Origin of the sequence: Pseudomonas entomophila (assembly GCF_029193575.1) — a bacterium.
GTDB lineage: Bacteria > Pseudomonadota > Gammaproteobacteria > Pseudomonadales > Pseudomonadaceae > Aquipseudomonas > Aquipseudomonas entomophila_G.
On sequence record NZ_JARGCS010000037.1, the window covers coordinates 1 to 14670 of the forward strand.

Annotated in this window: 15 protein-coding genes and 3 pseudogenes; 12 read left to right on the plus strand and 6 right to left on the minus strand. The window is 63.5% G+C overall.

The window, feature by feature from the left end:
- Positions 1-732, minus strand: a pseudogene (locus P0Y43_RS18410) (IS5 family transposase); the annotation flags it as partial.
- Positions 733-881: 149 nt separating this feature from the next.
- Between P0Y43_RS18410 and P0Y43_RS18415 the strand changes: the two are divergent.
- The 4 genes and pseudogenes from P0Y43_RS18415 to P0Y43_RS18430 form a co-directional block, all read left to right on the plus strand.
- Positions 882-980: pseudogene (locus P0Y43_RS18415) on the plus strand (IS5/IS1182 family transposase); the annotation flags it as partial.
- A gap of 302 nt (positions 981-1282) precedes the next feature.
- Positions 1283-1501: a hypothetical protein gene (locus P0Y43_RS18420; RefSeq protein ID WP_275638687.1), complete on the plus strand. Its 219-nt coding sequence runs from the start codon at positions 1283-1285 to the stop codon at positions 1499-1501.
- A 50-nt stretch (positions 1502-1551) separates the two neighbouring features.
- Complete coding sequence (locus tag P0Y43_RS18425) at positions 1552-1860, plus strand: DUF3077 domain-containing protein (protein WP_275638688.1); 309 nt, start codon at positions 1552-1554, stop codon at positions 1858-1860.
- A gap of 363 nt (positions 1861-2223) precedes the next feature.
- Entirely contained in the window at positions 2224-2529 is a 306-nt protein-coding gene (locus P0Y43_RS18430; protein WP_275638689.1) for a DUF3077 domain-containing protein, read from the plus strand.
- Between the two features lie 64 nt (positions 2530-2593).
- Here P0Y43_RS18430 and P0Y43_RS18435 read toward each other — a convergent pair whose 3' ends face one another.
- Positions 2594-3526 carry a 5'-nucleotidase gene (locus P0Y43_RS18435; protein WP_275638690.1) on the minus strand — a complete coding sequence of 311 codons (933 nt, stop codon included), beginning with the start codon at positions 3524-3526 and terminating at the stop codon, positions 2594-2596.
- Positions 3527-3569: 43 nt separating this feature from the next.
- Entirely contained in the window at positions 3570-4406 is an 837-nt protein-coding gene (locus P0Y43_RS18440; protein WP_275638691.1) for a hypothetical protein, read from the minus strand.
- Positions 4407-4554: 148 nt separating this feature from the next.
- On the opposite strand from P0Y43_RS18440, the gene P0Y43_RS18445 reads away from it, so the two are divergent.
- From P0Y43_RS18445 to codA, 4 genes are all read left to right on the plus strand, one after another.
- Positions 4555-5523 carry a hypothetical protein gene (locus P0Y43_RS18445; RefSeq protein WP_275638692.1) on the plus strand — a complete coding sequence of 323 codons (969 nt, stop codon included), beginning with the start codon at positions 4555-4557 and terminating at the stop codon, positions 5521-5523.
- Between the two features lie 321 nt (positions 5524-5844).
- Positions 5845-7107 carry a cytosine permease gene (gene codB, locus P0Y43_RS18450; RefSeq protein WP_275638693.1) on the plus strand — a complete coding sequence of 421 codons (1263 nt, stop codon included), beginning with the start codon at positions 5845-5847 and terminating at the stop codon, positions 7105-7107.
- Positions 7104-8321 (plus strand): PucR family transcriptional regulator, encoded by a 1218-nt coding sequence (locus P0Y43_RS18455; RefSeq protein WP_275638694.1) that lies wholly within the window; start codon positions 7104-7106, stop codon positions 8319-8321. Before codB ends, P0Y43_RS18455 begins: the two co-directional genes overlap by 4 nt.
- Positions 8322-8325: 4 nt before the next feature.
- Complete coding sequence (gene codA, locus P0Y43_RS18460; protein ID WP_275638695.1) at positions 8326-9567, plus strand: cytosine deaminase; 1242 nt, start codon at positions 8326-8328, stop codon at positions 9565-9567.
- A gap of 58 nt (positions 9568-9625) precedes the next feature.
- Here the strand turns inward: codA and P0Y43_RS18465 are convergent.
- A pseudogene (locus tag P0Y43_RS18465) lies at positions 9626-10112 on the minus strand (Lrp/AsnC family transcriptional regulator).
- Between the two features lie 240 nt (positions 10113-10352).
- Here P0Y43_RS18465 and P0Y43_RS18470 point away from each other — a divergent pair.
- The 4 genes from P0Y43_RS18470 (at position 10353) to P0Y43_RS18485 (ending at position 13339) form a co-directional block, all read left to right on the plus strand.
- Complete coding sequence (locus tag P0Y43_RS18470; protein ID WP_275638696.1) at positions 10353-10820, plus strand: TSUP family transporter; 468 nt, start codon at positions 10353-10355, stop codon at positions 10818-10820.
- Between the two features lie 96 nt (positions 10821-10916).
- Entirely contained in the window at positions 10917-11951 is a 1035-nt protein-coding gene (locus P0Y43_RS18475; protein WP_275638697.1) for a hypothetical protein, read from the plus strand.
- A gap of 39 nt (positions 11952-11990) precedes the next feature.
- On the plus strand, positions 11991-12536 hold the full coding sequence (locus P0Y43_RS18480; RefSeq protein WP_275638698.1) for a hypothetical protein: 546 nt from the start codon (positions 11991-11993) through the stop codon (positions 12534-12536).
- An 89-nt stretch (positions 12537-12625) separates the two neighbouring features.
- Positions 12626-13339 (plus strand): hypothetical protein, encoded by a 714-nt coding sequence (locus P0Y43_RS18485; RefSeq protein ID WP_275638699.1) that lies wholly within the window; start codon positions 12626-12628, stop codon positions 13337-13339.
- A 54-nt stretch (positions 13340-13393) separates the two neighbouring features.
- Here the strand turns inward: P0Y43_RS18485 and P0Y43_RS18490 are convergent, their stop codons facing one another.
- Positions 13394-14179 (minus strand): SDR family oxidoreductase, encoded by a 786-nt coding sequence (locus P0Y43_RS18490; RefSeq protein WP_275638700.1) that lies wholly within the window; start codon positions 14177-14179, stop codon positions 13394-13396.
- 37 nt (positions 14180-14216) lie between these two features.
- On the minus strand, positions 14217-14666 hold the full coding sequence (locus P0Y43_RS18495) for a PaaI family thioesterase (RefSeq protein ID WP_275638701.1): 450 nt from the start codon (positions 14664-14666) through the stop codon (positions 14217-14219).
- Between the last annotated feature and the right edge of the window lie 4 nt (positions 14667-14670).

A 14670-nucleotide genomic window follows, 5' to 3' on the forward strand; every position in this document is an offset into this window, starting at 1 on the left:
CAAACATGCGTTCGATGATGTTGCGCTGTCGGTATTTGGGCCGGTCGAACAGTCTGGGCAAGCCAGGCTTGGGCTTGCGCTTCATCGAGCGCAGCGGGATGACGGGTTGCATTCGATATTGGTCGCAGTAGCGGCGTAGCGCTTCGGCGTCGTAGCCCTTATCGGCAAGCAGCCATTTACAGCGCTTGCGCGGGCGGCCACGTTGGCTCGATGGAATGCCGACCTCGTCCAACAGTGGTTGTGCGTAGCTGATGTCACTGGCTTGACCACCAGAGAGAAGGAAGCGCAACGGTATCCCGTTGGCGTCGCAGAGCATGTGGATTTTGGTTGTCAGGCCGCCACGGCTGCGGCCTAGAGCGTGATCGGCAGGCTCGTCAGGCCCCCTTTTTTCCGCGCTCCAGACGAAGCACGGGTTGCTCTCATAGCGGTCGAATCAATCATCCAGGTGTGGGGATCGATCAAGCCTTTGTCATTGAGTCTGAGGTGCAATCGCCTGAGCATCTGATCGAATGTTCCGCGGTTTCGCCAGACTCGGAAGCGGTGATAGACCGTCGCCCAAGATCCGAAACGCTCGGGCATATCTCGCCAGGCTGCTCCTGAGCAGAGCACCCAGAGCACACCATCGAGCATCAAGCGATCACTGCTGCGCGGCCGGCCCCTGACGTGGACTGCCGTAAAGAGATCAGCGACCACTGCCCACGCTTCATCCGAAAGTTCGTACCGCTTTGCCATCACAGAATTCCTTTCCGTAGATGGTCGGCGAATGTACAGAACCCAAGCTATTCCAGGGCCACATTTGAGTTTCTTGGGATTTCAGACAGAGCCTAGCTTGAGGCGGCGGGTTTACCGGCCCGCACACAAAAAATCTGACAGTCCCGGTTTTTGATCAGATGCTCAAGCGATTACATCTCAAACTCAATGATCAAGGGCTCATTGACTTGCAGACCTGGATGATCGATTCATGGGCAGCCCACCGAACGTAATCAGAATTTCTCTATTCCCTGTAGGACCTTTCCCAAACATACTCCCGCCGCCCCGTAGGCCATTGCACCTGCTCCCCCAGCACCCTAGTCTCGCCAAGTCGTTGCTAACCCAGCGACCGGTTTTGACAGACCGTAGCTGATGGATGAAGGATCGCACGTGCCTGCCCTTATGGCGGCTGTACGTGGGGCACCTCGTGTGCGCCGAGTTCCTTCATCCTCGGTCTGTCAACCCACGTACCGCTGCCACCTTCCTGTTTGACAGCAGCAGTTGGCGGTTTCATCCGATGAAGGAGTGCGCCATGCTAAAAATCGTCCCCGACCCACCCCTCCAAACCCTCGAAGACCTCCTGGTCCAGATCGCCGAATACCTGATCTGCGCCCTGACCGTCGCACAGCAATCCGTCCACTTTCACACTAAACCCCCAGGCCAGATCCTCACCCTGGCCTCGATGCACGAAATCGACAGCGCCCGCACGCTGGTCGAACAGGCCCTGAGCCAGGTCCAATCTCGTCACTGACTCCACCCCCAACCAGGCTCCGCCCTGGGTGGAGCCGCAGGAGAAGCACTATGGACAAGGATTCGCAAACCCCCACCATCCCCGAGCTCACCACCCTCGGCGTCGGCTGCTTCGGCGGCAACGACCGCGCCGGCCTCGAGAACCCGCTGTTCCGTGTGGTCAAGGGCCACCCGCTGCCCCATGCGGTGGAGCAGGCCACCGTGCTGATGTGCACCGTGCACAGCCTCTGCGACCTGGCGCTGGACGAGGTGGACGAAGTCCCCACGCTGCTGACCGCCGTGCGCTACCTCAGCGGCATGGCCAAGGCACTGGCCCAAGACATGAACCAAGGGCTGATGATCCACACCATGCGCCAGTAACCCTTTGCCGCCCCGCTCAGGCAGTCCGCCTCGGGTGGGGCGCTACGATCACCTTCGAGCGATATTTTCTGGGAATTTGACGGACGTTTCCTATGCCTGTGTAGGGCATTTCCTAAAGGGGCAATTTCCCCCTGTCCCCCGGTTGTAGTGCGTGCCGAGCCCGTTCTAGTCTCGGCTCGCTCGTCGTTCTTCACTGCCGAGGCCGGTCGGGTCACGGGCAGAAACCCGCGTGGGGTTCGCGCGGGTTGGTCGGTTCGGCCCCGGGGTGTTGAGCGACGGGCTTCCCCGTTTCAATCGTGCAGGGCAGGGGCGCTGAAACAAGGTGGGCCTGCCCTGTGTACTCAGGCAATAAGAGGAAAGCGCATGAGCAAGGACGATCAACCGAACAACACTTCAGGGCTCAAGGTGGTGAGCGTGGTCGGGCGGGCGCGCAAGGGCGTGCCGCGTACCTGGGTGCAAGCGGTGTCGGGCCTGCCGACGCAGGAAGTCCTGATGGAAACGTCGGTGATGCTCGGATGCATCATGGCGCTCACCCATCAGGCGCTGGAGCGGCCCAAGGACGCCAAGGTGCTGATGCGCGCCACCCACTACATGAGCGGGATGGCCAAGGCGATGATCGATGGGCAGTTACCGCAGCAAAAAGACGACGGGCCGGCGCAGGGGCATTGAGCCCCGGCTAGCGCACCACGAATGCCGCCTCCGCAAGGAAGCGGCATTTTTTGTGGGCGCGGAGTTACCGCGCTTTGTTGGCCACCCCGAACGGCACATGCACCATCGGCAGGTCCCCCGCCGCCGAGGCCAGGTGGCTGCGCTGGTCGTCGAAGAACATGTGCGGCTTGAGAATCGACAGCACCCGGTCCTTTTCCATGCCGCCGAGGAAGAACGACTCGTCCGGCGACACGCCCCAGTTCTTCAAGGTGGTCACCACCCGCTCATGGGACGGGGCATTGCGCGCGGTGACGATGGCGATGCGCAGGATGCGCTGGTAATCCGGGTCTTCGGCGAGCTTGCGGTCTTCCAGGGTGCGGATCAGCGACAGCTTGCGGTACAGGTCGGCCAACGGCCCGGGCTGGTGGGGGATGGCCTGGCGTTCGCGTTCGTGGGCCTGGAAGTCGTCGAGGTTGTGGCTTTGCTTGTACACGCTCTCGGCCTCGTCGTCGGCGATCACGCCGTCGAAGTCGAAGGCCACGCGCAGCTCGGTGTCGATCTCGTCGTCGTAGATGCGCGTGGGCAGCACCAGGCCGGCGGGGTAGTTGGCGTCGATGGCGCGCTGCACGTCCTGTTCATGGGCGCTGAGGAACAGCGAGGCATTGAACGCGGGAATGTATTCATACGGCGAGCGGCCGGACATAAAGGCGGCGCGGGTGATGTCCAGGCCGTAGTGGTCGATCGAGCGGAACACCCGCAAGCCGGTCTCGGGCGAGTTGCGCGAGAGCAGCACCACTTCCACCGGCAACTGGTCGGGGAAGGCCTTGTTGATGCTCAGGAAGCGGCGGATGAACGGGAAGGCCACGCCCTTGGGGAAGGGCGTGTCGAGGTTTTCCTCCTGGTGCAGGCGGTAGGCTTCGACGCCCTCGGTCTGGTAGAGGGTGTCGGACACAGTCAGGTCGAACAGGGCGCTGGAGGCGACGCCGACGACGAGTTTCTGTTCGATGGGGTAGGGCATGCAGAGATTCCTGAGACGGGTACGCAGGGCAGAAGGGTGATGCTCAGGCGCTTGGCGCCGTTGGAACGGCAACCATATCCACCTTGATCTCGACGCGCCCCTGCGAAAGGGTTGCATACGAAACAACCCCGTTATCATGCAGCACGACACGCGGGCCCTGGCGGATGCCGGGGTAGTTGCGCGCGTGCTGGTAGTCGAGATGGTAGGCGATGCGCTTGACGAGTTGCGGGTTTTTCAACAACGCGGCCTGTGCCAGGTCGTGGCAGGTCGCGATGGCCACCCCGGTGGCCATTGCGCCGAGAACGTGGGCCAATAGCGTATTCACCGTCTTGCTTTGCTCAGGCAGGTCGCGCGTGAAGAAGGCGATGCCCAGCAACCGTCCACCGATCAGGCCCGAGGCCATGCGCAGTGGCGTGCTGTTGAGGATCACCAGCGTGCCTGCGGTTACCAGCGCCACCGAGGCCGTACCCACGCAAGCAATGGCCATGAGCAGCAGGTAGATGCAGGGGCAGAGGTAGATCGCCACGAGCGCGACCGTGCCCTCGAAGTCCTTGGCCGGCAATTGCAGGATCTCCCCGACGACGATGCGCGCGAGCAGGTAACTGGCCAGGGCGATGCCTGCGTGAATCAGGCCCTTGAAGGGTTGGGTCAGCTTGTGCAGCCACGCGTCGCGGATCTTGGGCCATAGCCACACGCAGAAGCCGGCAGATGCGAAAGCGCCAATCGGCAGAGTGTACGGGTGGCCTGCCAGGAAGTTCTTCGTCGCCAGCACATGAACGAGCATGCAGAAGCTTAGGTAGGTCGCAATCCGATACGACTTTCTCCACCACGGCTCGTTTGGCCAGAGGCGCTCAATCATCCTATTGAAAAACATGGTCATCGTCTGATTCGGGAGGGGGTTCAGGCATTTTGACATCAATCTTGTTTTGTGCGAAAAGCCCGTCTCGAATTGGATCCAAGCCTGCTGCCGCAACCCTTCTCAATGGTTAATGCCGGCAAGCCAGCACGCACCGCCTCCAGGAGGAATGATGAAAGCCCTTCCCACGCTACTGATCGCAAGCTTGCTGAGTGGCTGTGCAAGCTACAACGCCGCCGACACGATGGCCCATGGCACCCCTGAAACGCAGGAAATGGGCCGATGCGGCGGTGGCCTGCAGATTTCCAATGCGCTCGGTGCGAAGATCAGTGAAGAAGCCCAGAAGACAAACGGTGAGTTGTCGGCCGAGCAGCGTTCGAACATCTTCGCCTATGGCGTTGAGTCTGGCTTGCTCTCGGCGCATGAGAAGAACTACGACATCTACGTGAAGTGCATTCTCGAACTGGACAAGCGCCGCAGCGAGGCCTTGAGGTTGCAGGAGCGACTGCAACAGCCTGCGTTGAAGGTGTACCTGAAGACCGATGACAGCCTCACCTTTCCTGCCAAACGGCTGGTCGTCGAGAACACGGGGGAGGAATTGACCGAGTTGAAGGTCATGCCTGCGCCTTTTCTATTGGTCAATGACCTGTGCGTGATTCGCACCCCGTCGGACTGCCGCGAGGCAGAATCGACCAGGTTGGCGACTGTCTATATTCCGATCGAGAACTACTATGCCTTAGGTAGCTCCGGTGACAGCTACAAAGGTGTGCTGCATGAGGTTGACGAGGACAACGCACGGCTTCGTGAGGTTGCCCAGGCGTTCACGGTGCAACAGCAGCGGGCCCGCACCGGGTCGATGAACCAGGGTGTCGTGACCGTGGTACGGCTTCGCTACAAGGATAAATTTCAAACCCAGCACGAGCGCTACATGGACGTGACCACAGAGCAGCAGGAGCTGTCGCTGGCATTGGGCCAAGCGCTCTTCGCCGAGCGTGCCAAGTCGATCGAGGCGGGGCTGTGGATTGACGCGCAGTCCGTTTCGACCGCTCAACTTGAGCGCATCTGGACGCAGGCCGAGCGCCCCAGCAGCGCATTGCCGGAGGTTTGGCGGCTTTATCGGGCTGTCAGGCGTGGTGCCTGACGCAGCGCGGCGTTTTGTGGTGTTTTTGCCGGCCCCATCGCGGGGCGAGCCCGCTCCTACAGGTACACCACAGTTCTCATTGGCGCCGGTTTACCTGAGCGGGCTTGCCCCGCGATGAGGCCATCAGTGTTCCGATTTGGTGCGCCTCTGCTTCAAGTTGAGTCATTTCGCACACCTTGATCATCATCCATTCCAGATAACAGTGCATATTGCACAATCATCGATATCAGCCTTGCCCGCTTTTCCCGCATTTCTCGCCTAGGCTAAACCGGCCCACATCTTGCTCTCCCAGGCCCACCCCAACCTGGAGCACCCCCGAAAATGAGCTCACCCGGCGAATTCCCCCTCAGCGAAGCCCCCCAGCACGCCCGCAAGGGCCTGCTGCCCATTGCGATGGTGCTGTTCAGCTTCACTTTCTTCACAGGCACCATGTTCGCCGGCGGCAAGCTCGGTATGGCGTTCAACTTCGTCGACATGCTGTGGGTCGCCACCGTCGGTAACACCCTGCTGGCCGCCTATGCCGCGGCGCTGGCCTTCATCGCCTCGCGCAGCGGGCTGAACACCGTGTTGATGGGCCGCTTCTGCTTCGGCGAGGCCGGCAGCCGGTTGTCCGACTTCTTGCTGGGCTTCGCCGAGCTTGGCTGGTACGCCTGGGGCACGGCGACGGTGGCGATCGTGCTGGTCAAGCTGTTGGGCCTGGCCGAGGGCTTCACCGTGCCGTTGATGGTGCTGTTCGGGCTGGGCTTCAGCATCACCGCGATCATCGGCTTCAAGGGCCTGGACTGGCTGTCGCGGGTGTCGGTGCCGCTGATGTTCGTGCTACTGGTGCTGTCGATGGTCATCGCCACCCGCGATGCCGGGGGCTTCGCCGGGTTGATGGCGGTGGTGCCGCACGAGGCGCTGAGCTTCTCGGCGGCGGTGACCATGGTCTTCGGCACCTTCGCCAGCGGCGCCACCCAGGCCACCAATTGGACGCGCCTGTCGCGCAGTGGCCGGGTGGCGGTGACGGCCAGCGTGGTGGCATTCCTGATTGGCAACGGGCTGATGGTGGTGGCCGGTGCTTGGTGCGCGATGGTCTACCAGCAGGCCGACATCGTCGAGGTGATGATCCTCCAGGGCCTGTCGTTCGCCGCGGTGGTGATGCTGTGCCTGAACCTTTGGACCATCCAGGGCCCGACCATCTACAACGTCGCCGCCGCCACCTGCCACCTGCTGCGCAGCGAACGCCGGCGCACCGCCACCCTGGCAGCGGCGGGCGTCGGCATCGTGCTGGCCATCGGTGGCATGTACGAGTGGCTGATTCCGTTCCTGGTGCTGCTGGGCTCGATCATTCCGCCAGTGGGTGGGGTGATCATGGCCGACTTCTGGTACCGCCACCGTGGCAAGTACCCGGCGCTGGCCTCGGTCAGCCTGCCGCGCTACAACCGAGTCGGGCTGTTCGCCTACGCCGTGGGTGCGGTGCTGGCCTACAGTTCGCCGTGGGTCGCACCGCTGGTGGGCATCGGCGCCTCGGCGCTGTGCTACAGCCTGTTGGTGCAATTGACTGCCCGTCGCGCCCAGGCCCAGGCACAGGTCGAGCCGTGAGCCTGGCACTGGACGCGCTGCTGCGCCTGCCGGGCCTGGAGGAGATGGCCGTGCGCGCCGGTGCGCGCAACCTGCAGCGGCGCGTGCGCTGGCCCTACGTGGCGGAGAACGAGGGCATCGCCGAGTGGGTGATGGGCGGCGAGCTGGTGTTCGTCACCGGCATCAACCACCCGCGCGGCGAGGCCAACCTGCTGAGCCTGGTGGACGACGGCGACGCCATCGGCATCGCCGGGCTGGTGATCCTCACCGGTGGCACGTTCATCCAGCGCATCCCGCCGGCGGTGATCGCCCGCGCCGAGCAGCTCGGTCTGCCGCTGATCGAGCAGCCCTACGCGCTGAAGATGGTGGTGGTCACCCACCTGATCGGCACGGCGTTGGTGCAGATGAGCCAGGTGCGCCGTTCGCGTCACGACATCCTTGGCCAGTTGCTGACCGGCGACTACCCGAGCCTGGCCATTGCCCGCCAGCGCGCGGCGCACCTGCAGCTTGAGCTGGACGCGCCACGGCGCTTGGTGGCGCTGCGTCTGTCGGCGCTCGACGGAGTGTTCGAGCGGCATGGCCCGGCCCAGGCCGAGCGCGTCTGGCAAGGCACCCGCCAGGCGCTGGAGGACCACCTCGAAGCCTGGTGCCGTGACGTGCCGGGCGCGGTGCTGGCGCAGTTGCCGGGCGACCTGTTCGTCCTGCTGCTGGCCGACACCGCCGACCTGCGCCCGACACTGGCGGGCCTGTACCGCCAACTGCGCGAGGCGGTGGGGGAGATGGGCCTGTTCATGGGCCTGTCGACCCTGGCCGAAGACTGCGCCCACTACCGCCAGGCGCTGAATGAGGCGCGCCAGGCCCTGGAAGTGGCCCAATACCTACGCCCGGCCAGCGGGCTGTGCGACTTCGGCGAACTCGGTGTGCTGCGCCTGTTGCAGGGCATCGCCGACCGCTCGCTGATCGACACCTTCGTCGCCCAGACCCTCGGCCCGCTGATCGAACACGGGCGCAAGCACCCCCACGCCCTGCTGCACACCCTCGACGCCCTGCTCAAGGAAAACGGCAATGGCGGCAAGGCTGGGCAGCGCCTGGGGCTGCACCGTAATACCATCAATCAACGCATGCGCCGCATCGAGCAGTTGAGCGGACAATCGCTCGATGACCCGCTGTTTCGCATGAACGCTGCGGTCGCGCTGCTGATCTGGCGCATGACCGAAATCCACGGCAAGGAGTAGACCCATGAACGTCATCAACGCACGCCTGCGCGGCAAGGAAGGCCTGTACCGCATCGCGCTGCACGGCGAGCGCATCGCCGCCATCGACCTGCAAGCCGGCCCGGCCACGCCCGCCAGCGCCGACGATATCGACGCCGCGCAGAACCTGGTGATTCCTCCCTTCATCGAGCCGCACATCCATCTCGACGCCACCCTCACGGCCGGCGAGCCGCGCTGGAACATGAGCGGCACCCTGTTCGAGGGCATCGAGTGCTGGGCCGAGCGCAAGGCGCTGACCACCCACGAAGACATCAAGGTCCGCGCGAAGAAGACCATTGGCATGTTGGTGGACCATGGCATCCAGTTCGTGCGCACCCACGTCGACGTCACCGACCCGAGCCTGACCGCGCTCAAGGCCATGGTCGAGGTGCGCGAGGAGGTGCGCCACCTGGTCGACTTGCAGATCGTCGCCTTTCCCCAGGAGGGCATCGAGTCCTACGCCAATGGCCGCGCGTTGATGACCGAGGCGGTGGCCATCGGCGCCGACGTGGTCGGCGGCATCCCGCATTTCGAGAACACCCGCGACCAAGGCGTGGCCTCGGTGAAGTTCCTCATGGACCTGGCCGAGCGCACCGGCTGCCTGGTGGACGTGCACTGCGACGAGACCGACGACGCGCAGTCGCGTTTCCTCGAAGTGCTGGCCGAGGAGGCGCGGGTGCGTGGCATGGGCGCGCGGGTCACCGCCAGCCATACCGTGGCCATGGGCTCCTACGACAACGCCTACTGCTACAAGCTGTTCCGCCTGCTGAAACTGTCAGGCATCAACTTCGTGTCGTGCCCGACCGAGAGCATCCATTTGCAGGGGCGCTTCGACAACTTCCCCAAGCGTCGGGGTGTGACGCGGGTGGCCGAGCTGGACCGCGCGGGGTTGAACGTGTGCTTCGGCCAGGACTCGATCGTCGACCCGTGGTACCCGTTGGGCAACGGTAATATCCTGCGCATCCTCGAGGCGGGGCTGCATATCTGCCACATGCTGGGTTACGAGGACATTCAACGTTCGCTGGACCTGATCACCGACAACAGCGCGCGCACGCTGAACCTGGGTGAGCGTTACGGTCTGGAGGTTGGGCGACCTGCGAACCTGCTGGTGCTGTCGGCGCCGGATGACTACGAGATGGTGCGCAGCCAGGGGCATGCGCTGGTGTCGGTGCGGGGGGGCAAGGTGTTGATGCGGCGCACGCCGGCGCAGGTTGAGCGGTTCGCCTGATACAAGGGGGCATGCCGGCCCTATCGCGGGGCAGGGTCGGCATAACCACCACACTTATTCAACCAGCAACGCCACCCGCCGCCTGCGGCAAATGCCCCAGGGGCAACCCGGACTGCTCTTTCACCGCTGCGATCGCGAAATTGCTGCGGATATCACTCACGCCCGGCAACTTCAACAGCGCCTCCATCAGAAACCGCTCATACGCGCGCAAGTCCGGCACTACGACCTGCAACAGAAAGTCCGACTCCCCCGACACCAGATGGCAAGACACCACCTCGTTCAGTTCGATCACCGCCTGGCGAAACGCGGTGGACGACGCATCGCTGTGCCGCTCCACCTTCACCCCGACGAACACCGTCAAGCCCAAGCCGATGCCATCGCGGTCGAGCTGGGCATGGTAGCCACGGATCAACCCTGCCTCTTCCAGCAGGCGCACGCGGCGCAGACAGGGGGAGGGCGACAGGCCGACTTCCTCGGCCAGTTGCACGTTGGTCAGGCGGCCATCGCGCGGCGAGGATGCGACGGTCGAGGTTATCGAGTTTCATGATTGGCATCTTTCGAGTTAATGGAGGTAATGATTGGCGCGATATGCCAATAAATCGTGCTTGTGTAGCGCACTACGCAACGCGTCCACGCGCCACCCTCGGTAAGCTGTTTCGCACCTGTTGTTCAGCCGGCGCAGAGGCGGATATGGCGAATCTTGAGTTGTTCATCGGTGCATTGAATCGCGGTGTACCTGGTGCCCTGTCCGGACATGGTGCTGGTGTTGCAAACCTCCACTGGACATGCTCTGGTTCAAGGCCGTGTTCGGCACGCTGCTGGTGCTGTGGTGCCCGTTGATGCTGCTGGCGCTGCGCTTGCCGCGCCTGCGGGCCGGGCGCCTGGCCGATGGCGCGGTGGGGCTGGTCGGTGGGGCGCTGGGGGGCATCGGCGGTTTCACCGGCACCGTGCCGACCCTATGGTGCACCCTGCGTGGCTTCGACCGTGATACCCAGCGCGCGGTGATCCAGAACTTCAACCTGTCGATGCTCATGGTCACCCTGCTCACCTACCTCGGTACCGGGCTGGTGGGCGCCGAGCTGCTGCCATCGCTGGGCGTGGTGGCGCTGGCGATGGCCCTGCCGACCTTGTTGGGCACGCGGGTGTACCTGGGGATCAGCGAGCTGGCCTTCCGCCGCGTGGTGCTCGGGCTGCTGACGTTGTCCGGGGTGGCGATGTTGGTGGCGTCGGTGCCGGTGCTGCTCCACAGGTAGCGACGGGAGGGAGCGCGTGTAGTATCAATTTGATACTATTTCCTAAAGGCCATCCTGCGGGGCGTGGCCTAGACCTGCCGGTAAAGGAGTTGCCGCGTGACGTTGTATGAATCCATCGTGTTGGAGATCGAGCAGGGGCAACTGCCCAGGACGCTGCGAGCGACCGACCTGCTCACGGTACAGCGCAAAGTGCTGCGTGAGGGGAGCGAGTGCTTTCGCGTCGGGTTCGATTTCTATAGCGACAAGACCATTCGCTCTGAGTTCAGCAATCATGAGCAGGGCACCGGCTTTAATGTCCGCGCCGGTCGTGCGCCGCGATATGTCAGGCTGGAGCGCGGGTGTTACCAAGTGTTCGCTCTGACTGAGGACGACGAGTACCTGGGCGCGGCTCCGGCGATGACTCCGCCCGCACCTTGGCCGGCCAACCTCGGTCTTGAGGCGCGAATGGCCTGGTACCTGGCGCAGCAGCCATTTCAGATTCACGACCGCAAACACCGTCGGCTTCATCCCCCGCAGCCCGTGACTGGTTTGCAGAAACGCCTCGACGCCTACTTCTGGCCCGGCGTGCACGACAACTACAAGATCAATGCCGCGAAATTGAGTGGGTACGTCAGCGACGCCTGCCGCTATGCCTCCGACATGCAGCGGCATAAGGCCCAGATCTACACGCTGTTTGACGCGATCTGCGGTTGGGGTGGCGTTCGCGTACCCACGAGCGATCCTGACGTGGTGGTCGGGAATCTTGGCTTGGCAGCCAAAATGAACCGCCACCAACCCGCGAGCATGAACAGCGCCTGGACCAAGCTCTACGCCATGTTCTACCCCTCGGACTTCCTGATTTTCGACTCGCGCGTGGCCACCGCCTTCGTGTCGATCGCCGAAGCGGTCATGAGCGATGACGAACTGCTTCAGTTCCAGAGCCGTTACCCGGCCCTGGGGCGTGTCACCGGGCGAGGCGGCACGCGGCCCCGCGCCACCCGCGTGCGTTGGCGCAACGGCTACGCCTGCTGGCGGGCGCAGTTGGACGCCAATGCGCTCGGTCAGAAGATGCTCGATGCGATCAACGCGCAGGCCGATCAGCAGTACACGCTGCGCGAACTCGAGGCGATGTTGTTCATGGAAGGTTATTGAGGGGCACCGCTTCACTGAGAACGTCCTCGGATGCGAGGCATGATCGAATCATTCACCCAGCAGGGCGCTACCTTGGATATTCAGCGATTTGCCAACGTCTTGCGTGAGCACTTTGCCTCGAGGGCACGCACCATCACTCGTTTTGCCGGTACCGGTTACTCGTTCGAGGAGTGGTTGAATTGGGAGTTGTTCGACGCCTTTACCGCGCGTGGGTTCGACTGCCATCCCAAGCCGGCCTACAGGAAAGTGATCGGCTTTTACGAGATCGCGGCCCTCGCCGACCTGGGGGTGCGTGGCGAAAACGGTGATTACTGGTTGGTCGAAGTGGCCCTGGTGCATGGCTACACCCTCGACAAATGGCGAGACAAGCTCGTCCGTGACCGGAGCAAGCTGGAGGCGGCGACGGGCCAGGGTGTGCGTCGCCTGCAACTGGTGTTCAGTTGCAGCGATGCCGAACAGGCACTGGATAAACAGTGGGCATACTGGTTCGAGGCGGTGCCGTTCTGGACCCAGCAAAACGTTCAGGTGTGCCTGTCCGACGGTCTCGAAGGGGAAGTGCACATGAAACTCTGGGAAGTGGGTTGAGCCACCGCCCTGTGCTTGCCTCGGCCCGATTAACTTGGCACGCTTGGCCCCGGTCTTTCACCCCTGACGCGAAACAAGGAACCGCCAAGGTGAGTTGGGAAAAAGTCGGTAAAGCCCTTGCGGGCGTGCTGGTCGTCGTTGCCGCCGGGTTCGCGCTGCATGCGCTGTGGAAGGACGACGCCAAGCTCGAGGCGCACCTGTCCTACGAATACCTGACCTACCCCAGCCAGTTCAGCGAGCGCATCAGCCAGGCCAACGACCAGCTCAAGTACGAGCGCCTGCACGCCGGTATCGAGGCCATCGCCCAGGGCGCGTTGGGCCATGAGCAGGTCGACAAGCTGGTCAACCTCGCCCAGGCGCCGTACCTGCAACTGTTCGCCAAGCCATTCGAGGCGGGGCTGGTGGACCACCGCACCGGGCTGGTGATCAGCCTGCACAACCATGGCGACACACCAGTCAAGGACGTGCACATCCGCCTGCCGGCCCGTGGCCTGGTGCAGGTGCGCGACGATGCCGGCAACGATCGCATTCCCGAAGCGACCACCAACCTTATCGATATTCCCACCATCACCCCGGGCGGGGCGTGCAAGGTGTGGGTGTATTTCGACGCGGACTACTCGCAGATCAAGCAGGGCGGCATCAGCATCGTGCATGCCGATGGCAAGGCGGATGTGCAGGTGTTGCGGCAGGTGATGGGGTTCCAGGCGCTGGTGGCGCGGTATGCGCAGGTGCTGGTGGGGTTGCTGGTGGTACTGGGTGGGGCTGTTTTCGTTTTGGGCTGGCGTCTGCGCGCGGTTCGTTAGGCTCTGTGTCTCGAGGACGGCGGCGTCCCGCGATGGGTCGCCGCCGTAACCGGATCAGAACGTCCCCGGATACGCCCCGCCATCGATCAACAGGTTCTGCCCCGTCACATACCCCGCATGCGCACTGCACAGGAACGCGCAATACGCCCCGAACTCCTGCGCACTGCCGAAGCGCGCCGCCGGAATCGCCTGGCGCCGCGCCTGGGTGGTCGCCTCGATGTCGCCGCTGGCCTGGCTGGCCGCCTGTAGCGTCTTCTGCAACCGCGCCGTGTCGAACGCCCCTGGCAGCAGGTTGTTCAGCGTCACATTACGCCCAGCCAGGCGCCGCTGGCGCGCGAGCCCGGCGATGAACCCGGTGAGGCCGCTACGCGCACCGTTGGACAAACCCAGTGCATCGATCGGTGCCTTCACCGCCCCGGAAGTGATATTCACCACCCGCCCGAAGCCGCGCTCGGCCATGCCATCGACCACTGCCTTGATCAGCTCGATGGGCGTCAGCATGTTGGCGTCCAGCGCCTTGAGCCAGTCTTCCCGGTCCCAGTCGCGGAAGTCGCCGGGCGGCGGGCCGCCGGCGTTGTTGACCAGGATGTCGACCTGCGGGGCGGCGGCCAGCAGCGCCTGGCGCACTTCGGCGGTGGCCACGTCGCCGACCACCGTGCGCACCTCGATGGCCGGGAAGGTCGTACGCAGTTGCGTGGCGGCCTGCTCCAGCGTCTGCGCGCCTCGGGCGTTGATCACCAGGTTCACACCTTCGTTGGCCAGCGCTTCGGCGCAGCCCAGGCCCAGGCCCTGGCTGGCGGCGCAGACGATGGCCCAACGGCCTTTGATGCCTAGATCCATGTCGGTTTCCAGTTTGTGTAGAGATGTCTTGGTCGTATCACGGTATGGGCCAATCGGCATGCTCCGGCCTGTAGATGACCTTGTAGGTCGCCTTGGCGGTGGCCAGGATGTTCTCCTGTTCATCCATCAACACGCCGGTGGTGTAACGATATTGTCGGACGCTCCTGATGACCTGGCCATGGCCAATGATTGATCCCGGCAGGGCCGGCTTGATGAAGCGGGTTTCGATCTTCGTGCTCACCGCCACATACTCGTGCTTGAGCAGGGCCAACACCGCAGGCCCCATGCAGTCATCCAGCATGGCGGTCAGCATACCGCCATGGATGAAGCCCAAGGGAGTGGTCAGTGCCTTGCCGGCCTTGAAAAGGACTTCCACCTGACGCTTGTGTTGGTCGAACAGGATGAATTTCCAACCGAGCAACGCGGTAGCGTCCGGCACTGGACGCTCGCCGTTGGCGACCTTCCAGAACAGTGTGTCCTTCTCCATGGGT

Bases quoted from the DNA above. Each gene is read 5' to 3' on its own strand.
- P0Y43_RS18470 (WP_275638696.1), top strand. From the start codon at position 10,353: ATGCTCTGGTTCAAGGCCGTGTTCGGCACGCTGCTGGTGCTGTGGTGC.
- codA (WP_275638695.1), top strand. From the start codon at position 8,326: ATGAACGTCATCAACGCACGCCTGCGCGGCAAGGAAGGCCTGTACCGC.
- P0Y43_RS18480 (WP_275638698.1), top strand. From the start codon at position 11,991: ATGATCGAATCATTCACCCAGCAGGGCGCTACCTTGGATATTCAGCGA.
- P0Y43_RS18430 (WP_275638689.1), top strand. From the start codon at position 2,224: ATGAGCAAGGACGATCAACCGAACAACACTTCAGGGCTCAAGGTGGTG.
- P0Y43_RS18440 (WP_275638691.1), bottom strand. From the start codon at position 4,406: ATGACCATGTTTTTCAATAGGATGATTGAGCGCCTCTGGCCAAACGAG.
- P0Y43_RS18420 (WP_275638687.1), top strand. From the start codon at position 1,283: ATGCTAAAAATCGTCCCCGACCCACCCCTCCAAACCCTCGAAGACCTC.
- P0Y43_RS18495 (WP_275638701.1), bottom strand. From the start codon at position 14,666: ATGGAGAAGGACACACTGTTCTGGAAGGTCGCCAACGGCGAGCGTCCA.
- P0Y43_RS18435 (WP_275638690.1), bottom strand. From the start codon at position 3,526: ATGCCCTACCCCATCGAACAGAAACTCGTCGTCGGCGTCGCCTCCAGC.
- codB (WP_275638693.1), top strand. From the start codon at position 5,845: ATGAGCTCACCCGGCGAATTCCCCCTCAGCGAAGCCCCCCAGCACGCC.
- P0Y43_RS18425 (WP_275638688.1), top strand. From the start codon at position 1,552: ATGGACAAGGATTCGCAAACCCCCACCATCCCCGAGCTCACCACCCTC.
- P0Y43_RS18490 (WP_275638700.1), bottom strand. From the start codon at position 14,179: ATGGATCTAGGCATCAAAGGCCGTTGGGCCATCGTCTGCGCCGCCAGC.
- P0Y43_RS18445 (WP_275638692.1), top strand. From the start codon at position 4,555: ATGAAAGCCCTTCCCACGCTACTGATCGCAAGCTTGCTGAGTGGCTGT.